This window comes from Aeromonas sp. QDB14, from assembly GCF_027707845.1.
Lineage (GTDB): Bacteria > Pseudomonadota > Gammaproteobacteria > Enterobacterales > Aeromonadaceae > Aeromonas > Aeromonas caviae.
This window is the reverse complement of the sequence record NZ_JAPCJD010000108.1, coordinates 1-11,075: the sequence shown is the minus strand read 5'-3', so window position 1 is coordinate 11,075 and position 11,075 is coordinate 1. Positions and strand designations below refer to the sequence as shown.

At 59.4% G+C, this 11,075-nt stretch carries 10 protein-coding genes and 1 pseudogene; 8 read left to right on the top strand and 3 right to left on the bottom strand.

Annotated features, from left to right (window positions below):
* Window positions 1–76: 76 nt before the first annotated feature.
* Window positions 77–277: pseudogene (locus PG887_RS20745) on the top strand (MFS transporter); the annotation flags it as partial.
* A gap of 68 nt (window positions 278–345) precedes the next feature.
* Here PG887_RS20745 and ahpF read toward each other — a convergent pair.
* The 3 genes from ahpF to PG887_RS20730 form a co-directional block, all read right to left on the bottom strand.
* Window positions 346–1,932, bottom strand: coding sequence for an alkyl hydroperoxide reductase subunit F (gene ahpF, locus PG887_RS20740; protein WP_104454301.1), 1,587 nt, complete (start codon window positions 1,930–1,932; stop codon window positions 346–348).
* 142 nt (window positions 1,933–2,074) lie between these two features.
* Window positions 2,075–2,641 (bottom strand): alkyl hydroperoxide reductase subunit C, encoded by a 567-nt coding sequence (gene ahpC / locus PG887_RS20735; protein ID WP_010675074.1) that lies wholly within the window; start codon window positions 2,639–2,641, stop codon window positions 2,075–2,077.
* Window positions 2,642–3,270: 629 nt separating this feature from the next.
* Window positions 3,271–3,717, bottom strand: coding sequence for a CBS domain-containing protein (locus PG887_RS20730; RefSeq protein WP_104454300.1), 447 nt, complete (start codon window positions 3,715–3,717; stop codon window positions 3,271–3,273).
* A gap of 211 nt (window positions 3,718–3,928) precedes the next feature.
* On the opposite strand from PG887_RS20730, the gene queA reads away from it, so the two are divergent.
* From queA to nlpI, 7 genes are all read left to right on the top strand, one after another.
* Complete coding sequence (queA, locus tag PG887_RS20725; RefSeq protein WP_041215015.1) at window positions 3,929–4,996, top strand: tRNA preQ1(34) S-adenosylmethionine ribosyltransferase-isomerase QueA; 1,068 nt, start codon at window positions 3,929–3,931, stop codon at window positions 4,994–4,996.
* Window positions 4,997–5,114: 118 nt separating this feature from the next.
* Entirely contained in the window at window positions 5,115–6,251 is a 1,137-nt protein-coding gene (tgt, locus tag PG887_RS20720; protein WP_010675071.1) for a tRNA guanosine(34) transglycosylase Tgt, read from the top strand.
* A gap of 50 nt (window positions 6,252–6,301) precedes the next feature.
* Entirely contained in the window at window positions 6,302–6,637 is a 336-nt protein-coding gene (gene yajC / locus PG887_RS20715; protein ID WP_010675070.1) for a preprotein translocase subunit YajC, read from the top strand.
* A gap of 18 nt (window positions 6,638–6,655) precedes the next feature.
* The gene (secD, locus tag PG887_RS20710; RefSeq protein ID WP_039038737.1) at window positions 6,656–8,509 is read left to right on the top strand and encodes a protein translocase subunit SecD; all 1,854 of its coding nucleotides are present in this window, start codon (window positions 6,656–6,658) and stop codon (window positions 8,507–8,509) included.
* A gap of 9 nt (window positions 8,510–8,518) precedes the next feature.
* Entirely contained in the window at window positions 8,519–9,466 is a 948-nt protein-coding gene (gene secF / locus PG887_RS20705) for a protein translocase subunit SecF (protein ID WP_039038736.1), read from the top strand.
* 100 nt (window positions 9,467–9,566) lie between these two features.
* Entirely contained in the window at window positions 9,567–9,935 is a 369-nt protein-coding gene (locus tag PG887_RS20700) for a rhodanese-like domain-containing protein (RefSeq protein ID WP_039038735.1), read from the top strand.
* 90 nt (window positions 9,936–10,025) lie between these two features.
* Entirely contained in the window at window positions 10,026–10,958 is a 933-nt protein-coding gene (gene nlpI, locus PG887_RS20695; protein WP_280520777.1) for a lipoprotein NlpI, read from the top strand.
* The last annotated feature ends 117 nt before the right edge of the window (window positions 10,959–11,075 follow it).

Sequence of the window (11,075 nt, the reverse complement as noted above, 5' to 3'; positions counted from 1 at the left end):
CGTTTTGTTATCCGGTTTGAAGCCGTATGACCACTCCCTTTTGTGGGCAACTGTCAGGTGAATACCATCTCCATACAGGCGTAAGCGAGCCCCCATTCCGCTGACGGAGCACCAGGTTTTCATACCTGTGCCCCCCAACACCCCCATGACGGCGGAGCTGGAGCCAAGAACGGATCTGGAAGGGGAGGCAGTGCCGGCGAGCTATGCCGCGCCTGATGCAGAAGAGAGAGCGGTGAGTGAAGAGGGGCAGGAGAGGGACGCGCCGCAAGGGCGTTGAAGGCTGCCGACCCAACGACAGGGATAAAAAAACCGACTCCAGGGAGTCGGTTTTTTGTTGGGCGGTTATCAGGCTGTCACGGCATCGGCCTGGGTAGATTGTGCTTCCGGCGCCGGGTTGCGAATGAGGTAATCAAACGCACCCAGGGCGGCGGTGGCACCTGCCCCCATGGAGATGATGATCTGCTTGAACGGTACCGTGGTGGCATCCCCTGCGGCATAGACGCCGGGCAGGGAGGTGGCACCCTTGGTGTCGATCTCGATTTCGCCAAAGCGGGTCAGGGCCACTTCGCTCCCCTTGAGGAACTCGGTGTTCGGCACCAGACCGATCTGGACGAAGATGCCGGCCACGGCCAGGTGCTTGATCTCGCCGGTAGTGCGATCTTCGTAGTCCATGCCCACCACCTTGCTGCCGTCGCCGATCACTTCGGTGGTGCGGGCGCTCATGATGATGTCGATATTGCCCATGGAGCGGGCCTTCTTCTGCAGCACGTCGTCGGCACGCAGGGTATCGGCGAACTCCACCACGGTGACGTGCTCGACGATGCCGGCCAGATCGATGGCCGCCTCGATGCCGGAGTTGCCGCCACCGATCACCGCCACGCGCTTGCCCTTGAAGAAGGGGCCGTCACAGTGGGGGCAGTAGGCCACACCCTTGGTACGGTACTCGAGTTCGCCCGGCACGTTCAGGTCGCGCCAGCGGGCACCGGTCGCCAGGATCACGGCGCGGCTCTTCAAGGTGGCACCGGAGGCGAGGTCCACGTTGACGTAACCATCCTTGCTGATGGCGGCGGCACGCTGCTCGGTGATCACTTCCACACCGTACTGCTTGACGTGCTGCTCCAGGCTGGCTGCCAGCTTGGGGCCCTCGGTGTAGGGCACGGAGATGAAGTTCTCGATGCCGACGGTGTCCATCACCTGGCCACCGAAACGTTCGGCGACAATGGCGGTGCGAATGCCTTTGCGGGCGGCATAGATGGCCGCGGCGGCACCGGCCGGGCCACCGCCCACCACCAGCACGTCATAAGGCGCTTTTTCGCTCAGCTCTTGCGCCTTGCGCTCGGCAGCGCCGGTGTCGAGTTTGGCAACGATCTCTTCCAGCGAAATGCGGCCCTGGCTGAACGGCTGACCGTTCAGGTAGACGTTCGGGACCGCCATGATTTGACGCTCGTTCACCTCATCCTGGAACAGGGCACCGTCGATCATGGTGTGGGTGATGCCGGGGTTCAGGGTGGACATCAGGTTCAGGGCCTGTACTACGTCCGGACAGTTGTGGCAGGAGAGGGAAATATAGGTCTCGAAGTGGAACTCGCCCTTGAGGTTCTTCACCTGCTCCAGCACGGCCGGATCGGCCTTGGAGGGGTGACCGCCGCTTTGCAGCAGGGCGAGCACCAGGGAGGTGAATTCATGACCCATGGGAATGCCGGCAAAGTGCACGCGCGGGGCCTGGCCCTGGGGCGCGATGCTCATGGAAGGCTTGCGGGCATTGGTGCCATCGGTCAGGGAAATTTTGGGGGACATCTCGGCGATCTCGCTGGCCAATGCCAGGAGTTCGGCGGATTTGTCGCTGTCATTGCCGGACACGCTGATCTCGATGGGATTGACGATGTACTGCAAGTAACCGTTGAGTTGTTGTTTGAGGTTGGTATCTAACATGGTCGAATTCCTTCTTGCTGAATGCGGGTCGGCACGATGACCGGATACAGAAAACAGAGGTCCACACAGCAGACCGGCGCATTTTCTGAGGGCCGTAAACAAGACCGGCCCTTGAACGGGCCGGTCTTCAGAGCGGGGAGGCTTAGATTTTGCCTACCAGATCCAGGGACGGGGCCAGGGTGGCGTCGCCTTCTTTCCACTTGGCCGGGCACACTTCACCCGGGTGGGAAGCAACGTACTGGGCAGCCTTGACCTTGCGCAGCAGTTCCAGTGCGTCACGGCCGATGCCGCCAGCGTTGATTTCAACGATCTGGATGACGCCTTGCGGGTCGATGACGAAGGTACCGCGGTCAGCCAGGCCAGCTTCTTCGATCATCACGCCGAAGTTGCGGGTGATGGTGCCGGTGGGGTCGCCGATCATCGGGTACTGGATCTTCTGGATGGTGTCAGAAGTGTCGTGCCAGGCCTTGTGGGTGAAGTGGGTGTCGGTGGAGACGGCGTAGATCTCGACGCCCAGCTTCTGGAATTCGGCGTAGTTGTCGGCCAGGTCGCCCAGCTCGGTCGGGCAGACGAAGGTGAAATCAGCCGGGTAGAAGAACACCACGGACCACTTGCCTTTCAGGTCAGCGTCAGACACCTGAACGAATTTGCCATTGTGGTAGGCGGTGGCGTTGAACGGCTTGATTTCAGTGTTGATGTAGGTAGACATGTATTTGCTCCTTGGTGATGTACATATGCCTGTCTGGTGTTGAAGAGTCGTGCCAGACGAGGCGCTTAACTTTCGATGGAGTCATCATAGTGACTTTTTCTAATCGGTCAAAGCCACAATTTTGAATTACATAAATCTATTTATTAGATAGACCATCACAACTGTACCTAACATGAATATCTCAGGCCTTCGGAGATAACTCATTGTCGAAGTTCAATTTCTGTCCTGCATGTCACATTTTCAAGGGCTGGGCCGGATTTGTTTTCATTGCGTGAGCAGAGAAGGGGGCAGACGAGGCGGCGCAGTAGAAAAAAGAGGGATAAAAAAATCCCGGCGCCGTCGCACAGACAGGGCCGGGTCATCAAACAAGGAATGGCGATAAATATGCTTTACAGCAAAGACTAACTACGGGGTGTGCAAACTTGCAGACATATGAAGAGAAGATGGCGGGTGCACAATCCTCACCTCCTCTTCGGCAACCATTGCATGGTGGGCATCATAGTGTAATGAATGTCACAACGCAAGTTTTGTGGTGTAATTTTACAGTCAAATTGAAAGTGTTTCACTTGAATAGCCGTTAAATTAGGCTGAAAACGCTTTTATTGTAATTTTATTACAGAATTTTAAGATCAAAAGTCGGTTGGGGGCTCCTGCTCCTCCATCAGCTCCAGCAGATTGATGGCCACGGCGATGAAGTCCGACTCGGTGACGATGCCAACCAGCTTGCGCCCCTTGAGTACCGGCAGGCAGCCATATTTGTGGCGCTGCAGATACAGGGCCGCCTCCTTGATGCCGGCGTGGGGATCCACGCTTGCCACCTGACGGGTCATGATCTCGTCGAGCTGGACGCTGTCGGTGAACTCTGCCTCCCGCTCCGGATTGATCAGCAGCATTTTGGACTCGCGGGTGGCCAGGATGTCCGAGAGGGTGACCAGACCGAGCAGATGCTGGTGTTCATCGACGATGGGAACGTGACGGATCCGCTCCTGCTGCATCAGCTCCATCGCCTGCTTGACGCTGTTTTCCGGACCCAGGGTAAAGGGGTGTTCAGTCATGATCTCGGAGAGGGTCATCATGGTGGGCCTCCTTGTGTGTCTGCTTCCACCCTAGCCCAGCCCCCGTCGCCAGAACATGATCGGGGTCAATACAAAACCTTAAAGGTTTTTTAACGGGCCCAACCTCACAAAATGGCCCGCTATCCCTTGTCTTCCTTGGGTTTTTAGTCTTTTGGGTTGCCTTGGAAGAGGGGGATAACTAGACTAGCCGCCGATTCCCCCGAGGTGAAAGATGCAAGTATCCGATTTTCATTTTGATCTGCCAGACGAGCTGATTGCCCGCTACCCCATGGCGGAGCGTACCGCCAGCCGCCTGCTGCAGCTCGATGGTCAAACCGGCGCCCTGCGCCACGGTCATTTTGTCGATGTGCTTGACCAGCTCAACCCCGGCGATCTGCTGGTGTTCAACAATACCCGGGTCATTCCGGCCCGCATGTTTGGCCAGAAGGCCAGCGGCGGCAAGCTGGAGGTGCTGGTGGAGCGCATTCTGGACGAGCACAGCGTGCTGGCGCACGTCCGCTCGTCCAAGTCCCCCAAGCCAGGTACCCGTCTCCTTCTGGATGGCGGTGCCGACGGCGTGCCCGTCGAGGCCGAGATGCGTGCCCGCCACGACGCTCTGTTCGAGATCCACTTCCTCGACCCGCGCCCTGTGCTGACCATTCTGGATGCCATCGGCCATATGCCGCTGCCCCCTTACATCGACCGCCCCGACGAGGATGCCGACAAGGAGCGCTACCAGACCGTCTACAACCAGAAGCCGGGTGCCGTGGCGGCGCCGACCGCCGGTCTGCACTTCGACGAGCCGCTGCTCGAGCAGATCCGTGCCAAGGGCGTGGAGATGGCCTTCGTGACCCTGCACGTGGGGGCGGGCACCTTCCAGCCGGTGCGCGTCGACAAGATTGAAGATCACCACATGCACTCGGAATACGCCGAAGTGCCCCAGGAGGTGGTGGATGCCATCGCGGCGACCCGCGCCCGCGGCGGTCGGGTGGTTGCGGTGGGGACCACGTCGGTACGATCCCTCGAGAGCGCAGCCAAGGCGACCCTGGCCCAGGGCAAGCCGCTGGCGCCCTTCTTCGATGACACCGACATCTTCATCTTCCCCGGTTACGAGTTCCAGGTGGTCGATGCCATGATCACCAACTTCCACCTGCCCGAATCCACCCTGATCATGCTGGTCAGCGCTTTTGCCGGCTATGACAACGTGATGGCCGCCTATCAGGCCGCCGTGGCGGGACAGTACCGTTTCTTCAGCTACGGGGACGCCATGTTCGTCACCCGTCGCCGGGTGCAGGGTTAAGCCTTGCCCTTCAGAAGTCGTTCAGGCTCTGCTTGTCAGTATGCCGGCCGGCTTCATATTACCGGGCCCCTCGGGCCCTTTGTTGTCAGACTGTTTCTCTGACTGAATAGAGGTAGCAATGAAATTTGAATTGAAAACCACCGATGGGCGTGCCCGTCGCGGTCAACTGGTGTTCGAGCGTGGCGTGGTCCAGACCCCGGCCTTCATGCCGGTCGGCACCTACGGCACCGTCAAGGGGATGACCCCAGAAGAGGTGCGTGAGACCGGTGCCCAGATCCTGCTTGGCAACACCTTCCACCTCTGGCTGCGCCCGGGTCAGGAAGTGATGCGCGCCCACGGCGATCTGCACGACTTCATGAACTGGCAGGGGCCGATCCTGACCGACTCCGGTGGTTTCCAGGTATTCAGTCTGGGGCACATCCGCAAGATCACCGAGGAGGGGGTGCACTTCCGTCATCCCATCAACGGCGAGAAGATCTTCCTCGATCCCGAGAAGTCCATGGAGATCCAGTACGATCTGGGTTCCGACATCGTGATGATCTTCGACGAGTGCACCCCGTACCCGGCCACTTACGAGGAAGCGCGCAAGTCCATGGAGATGTCCCTGCGCTGGGCCAAGCGCTCCCGTGACAAGTTCGATGCGCTCGGCAACAAGAACGCCCTGTTCGGCATCATCCAGGGTTCTGTCTACGAACCGCTGCGGGATGTGTCGCTGGACGGTCTCCTTGAGATCGGCTTCGACGGTTACGCGGTCGGCGGTCTCGCCGTGGGTGAGCCCAAAGAGGACATGCATCGCATCCTTGACCATGTCTGCCCGAAAATTCCGGCCGACAAGCCGCGCTACCTGATGGGGGTGGGCAAGCCGGAGGATCTGGTGGAAGGGGTGCGCCGCGGTATCGACATGTTCGACTGCGTGATGCCGACCCGCAACGCCCGCAACGGTCATCTCTTTACCACCGATGGCGTGGTCAAGATCCGCAACGCCAAGTACCGGGAAGACACCAGCACCCTGGATGCGGACTGCGATTGCTACACCTGCAAGAACTACACCCGCAGCTATCTGTACCATCTGGACAAGTGCAACGAGATCCTCGGTGCCCGTCTGAATACCATCCACAACCTGCGTTATTACCAGCGCGTGATGCAGGGTTTGCGGGACGCGATCGAGCAGGGTAAATTAGACGACTTTGTAACTGAGTTTTACCGTCGGCAAGGGAAGCCTGTGCCTCCACTGGCTGAAAATGACGTGAAATAACAACGACATATAAGTTAGTATTCAAATCTACATCAATAAGAGGTTGTTAAATGAGCATTATCTCCAAGGCGTATGCAGAAGGCGCGGCTCCGGCAGCACAGGGTGGTGGCATGGAAATGATCATCATGCTGGCCGTGTTCGGTCTCATCTTCTACTTCATGATCTACCGTCCCCAGGCCAAGCGTGCCAAGGAGCATCGCAATCTGATGAGCTCCCTCTCCAAGGGCGACGAAGTGCTCACTTCCGGTGGCCTGGTCGGCAAGATCGCCAAGGTTTCCGCCGACAGCGACTACATTGTGCTGGCCCTGAACGATCAGACCCAGGTCACCATCAAGCGTGACTTCGTCTCTGCCGTTCTGCCCAAGGGTTCTATCCAGTCCCTCTAATCTCCCGAGGAGCACAGCGTGTTAAATCGCTATCCGCTGTGGAAATACCTGATGGTGATCGTCGTGATCGCCATCGGTTTTCTATATGCAGCCCCCAATCTTTACGGCGAAGACCCGGCCTTGCAGGTCTCTGCCAGCCGTGGTGCCGAAGTCAAACTAGAAACCCTCGATCAGGTGAAGGAAACCCTCGACGAGGCGAAGATCCCGGTCAAGCATGCGGCGTTCGAGCACGGCTTCATCCTGATCCGTTTCAACAACACCGAAGACCAGCTCAAGGCGCGCGACATCGTGGCCAACAAGCTGGGCGACAATTTCATCACCGCCCTCAACCTGGCACCGTCCACCCCCGCCTGGCTCGAGGCCATCGGCGCGGCGCCCCTGAAGCTCGGTCTTGACCTGCGGGGCGGTGTGCACTTCCTGATGGAAGTGGACATGGCCGAAGCGCTGGCCAAGCAGCAGGAACAGATGGTGCAGGATTTCCGCGCCGAGCTGCGCACCCAGAAGATCCGCTACTCCGGTGTACGCCGGGTCGGGGATCAGGTGCAGGTGGTCTTCCGTGACGAGGCCGATCAGGCCAAGGCACTCTCCTTCCTGCGTCGCCAGAATGCGGATCTTGTCTTCACCACCGACCAGAAAGGGGATGACTTCATCCTGCTGGCCAGTCTGAGCGAAGCCAAGGTCAAAGAGGTGAAGAAGTATGCCCTCGAGCAGAACATCACCATCATCCGCAACCGGGTGAACGAACTGGGTGTGGCCGAGCCGCTGGTCCAGCAGCAGGGCGGTGAGCGCATCATCGTCGAGCTGCCGGGGATCCAGGACACCGCCCGTGCCAAGGAGATCCTGGGTGCCACCGCGACCCTGGAGTTCCACATGGTCGATGAGGCTGCCGATATCCAGGCCGCTGCCGCAGGCCGCGTGCCGCCGAGCTCCAAGGTCTACAACGATCGCAACGGTCGTCCCGTGGTACTGCAAAAGCGCGTGATCCTGACCGGTGACCACATCGTGGGTGCCCAGTCCGGTTTCGATGAATACAGCCGTCCCCAGGTCAACATCAAGCTCGATGGTCAGGGTGGCAACAAGATGGCCAACTTTACCAAGGACAACGTTGGCAAAGGCATGGCGACCGTCTTCATCGAGTACAAGCCGGTGGGTCAGCCTGGCCCGGACGGCAAGCGCAAGTTCCGCAAGCAGGAGGAGGTGATCAACGTCGCCACCATCCAGTCTCGCCTGGGTAGCCAGTTCCGCATCACCGGGATCGACAACGCCAACGAAGCCCACAACCTGGCGCTGCTGCTGCGTGCCGGTGCCCTGATTGCCCCGATCCAGATCGTCGAAGAGCGCACCATAGGCCCGAGCCTGGGTCAGCAGAACATCGACAGCGGGATGGAAGCCATCGGCTGGGCCATGCTGGTGATCGTGCTCTTCATGGGGATCTACTACCGTGCCTTCGGCTGGGTGGCCAATCTGGCGCTGACCATGAATCTGGTGCTCATCGTCGGTATCATGTCGATGATCCCGGGGGCCACCATGACCCTGCCGGGCATCGCCGGTATCGTGTTGACGCTGGGGATGGCGGTGGATGCGAACGTGCTGATCTACGAGCGTATTCGTGAAGAGATCCGCAATGGTCGCGGGGTGCAGCAAGCCATTCACCTGGGCTTTGACCGCGCCTTCTCCACCATCGCCGACTCCAACGTCACCTCGCTCATCACCTGCGTGATCCTGTTCGGTATCGGTACCGGTGCCATCAAGGGCTTCGCCCTGACCCTCGGGATCGGCCTGACGGCGTCCATGTTCACTGCCATCACGGTATCCCGCGCCATCATCAACCTGGCCTGGGGTGGACGGCGCATCGACAAGCTGCCGATCTAAGGAAGAGACATGTTTCAAATTCTACATTTTGAAAAGCCCATCCCCTTCATGCGTTTCGCCAAGCTGGGTATGGTCCTCTCTGCTCTGGTAACGGTGCTCGCCCTCTACGTTCTGTACGATCGTGGCCTGAACTGGGGGCTGGACTTCACCGGCGGTACCACCATCGAGGTGGGGTTCCAGCAGTCGGTGAGCCTGGACAAGATGCACGAGGCGCTGGATCAGCAGAAGATTGACGGGGCGACCCTGCAGTTCTTCGGCTCCAGCCGTGATGTGCTGGTGCGCATGGCCCCCCAAGAGGGCGTCAAGGTCGAGCAGCAGGGCAACGAGGTCCTGGCGGCCGCCAAGCTGGTCGACGAGAGCGCCGTGCTCAAGCGTGTCGAGTTCGTCGGTCCCTCCGTGGGTGACGAGCTGGCCACCGACGGTGCCCTGGCCATGCTGGCCTCCATCCTCTGTATCCTGATCTACGTGGCGGTGCGCTTCGAGTGGCGTCTGGCCACGGGGGGCATCCTCTCCCTGGCTCACGACGTGATCATCACCCTCGGCATCTTTGCCTACTTCCAGTACGAGTTCGACCTGACCGTGTTGGCGGCGCTGATGACGCTGGTGGGGTACTCCCTGAACGACACCATCGTTGTGTTCGACCGGGTGCGGGAGAATTTCCGCAAGGTACGCCGTGGGGACACCGCGGAGATCATGGATCTCTCCATGACCGAGACCCTGAGCCGGACCATCATCACCTCGGGGTTGACCTTCGTGGTGGTGGTGGCGCTGCTGCTCAAAGGCGGGCCTCTGATCCACGGTTTCTCCATCGCCATGGTGATCGGGGTGGCCTTCGGGACCTACTCCTCCATCTATGTGGCGAGCGCCTCAGCCATGTTCCTCGGGATCAAGCGGGAGCACATGCTGCCGACCCAGGTGGAAAAAGAGGGCGCGGATCAGCAAGAGATCCTGCCGTAACAGACAAGGGCGCCGCAAGGCGCCCTTTCTCTTGTGGCCGGGGTGAGTCATGATGCTCCCCACAACCCAGCATCCATTACCCAAAGCAAGGAGCAAGCCCATGCAACACAATCCCCGTTTTCTGGCCCTGGTAGAGGCCATCCGCCCGCAGGTGCAGGAAACCGATGTGCATCAAATCAAGCGCTGGCAGGATGAGGGCCGAGCATTTCATCTGATCGACGTGCGCGAAGAGAGCGAGTGGGCCAGGGGCCATCTGCCGGGGGCCACCTATCTCGGGCGCGGGGTGATAGAGCGTGACATCGAGACCCGGTATCCGGATCCCGACACCGAACTCTACCTCTATTGTGGTGGGGGATTTCGCTCCATCCTGGTGGCGGATAATCTGCAGAAGATGGGTTATTCCCGGGTCGTCAGCGTCGATGGAGGCTTTCGCGGCTGGAGCGATGCCGGATACCCTGTCGAATCCTGATTTATTTGAGGGAGAGGGGCTGCGCCACATGACAAACGGCCCCGTGATCTTTACCATATGCGGGGTCAAGCGTAAGCGTCGGAGTGTTCATTGAACGTCAGGATAGGGATTGGATACCTCACGGGTATCCTGTTGTTGCTCCCCTTGTGGGGTTGCAGCAGTAGCAGTCAGGTAAAAGCGCCTCAAGTTCCCAAGCCGCAACCCGCTTCACTGGTATTGGCGACCCCCTTGCAGGTCTCCTACCAGAGCGAGTTGGCGTTGGCGCGACTCGGGCAGATGCTCAGTGAAATGGAATTGACGACCGAACAGCGGGCAGAACTCTTCTATGAGCGTGCCGTGGTGTTTGACCGGGTGGGCTTGCGTTCCCTGGCGCGACTCGACTTCAACCGCGCCCTGCGGGAGAAGCCGGATTTTGCCGAGGCCTACAACTTCATCGGTGTCTATCTGGTTCAACAGCAGAACTACGACGAGGCCTATGAGGCGTTCGACTCCGCCCTGGAGCTCGCCCCGGATTACGACTACGCCTATCTCAACCGGGGAATCGCGCTCTATTACGGCAATCGCCCCGAGCTTGCCGCGGCGGATATGAAGCGCTTCTACGAGGCGCAACCAGAAGACCCTTATCGGGTGATCTGGCTCTATCTGGCCGAGCAGAAGCTCAACGGACCGGCGGCCATGAGCCGGATGCGCGAGCGGCTCAACAAGTATGACGACGACGCCTGGAACTGGGATCTGGTGCGCCTCTATACGGGCGACATCAATGCCACCCAGTTGATGAGCAACGTGGTGAAAGGGGTCAAGGACAACAGGGAGCTCGCCGAGCGCCTGTGCGAGACCTACTTCTACCTCGGCAAGTTCGAGCTGGCCAAGGGTAACCGCAAGGAAGCCATCAGCTACTTCAAGCTGGCGCTGGCCAACAACGTCTATGACTTCATCGAGCATCGCTATGCCTTGCTGGAGCTGGAACTGATGGCGCGCAAGCCCCAGCCACCCGGAGCCCAGGGCAAGAGCGGCAAAGCGTGACTAAAAGGGTTTGATCCCCATGAAAAAGGCCTCTTGACGAGCAATGCTGATCAGTTAAGGATCCATTGACCGATCCTTCTGCTGTAGGACAATCCGGAACCAATCACTGGTTCCGGA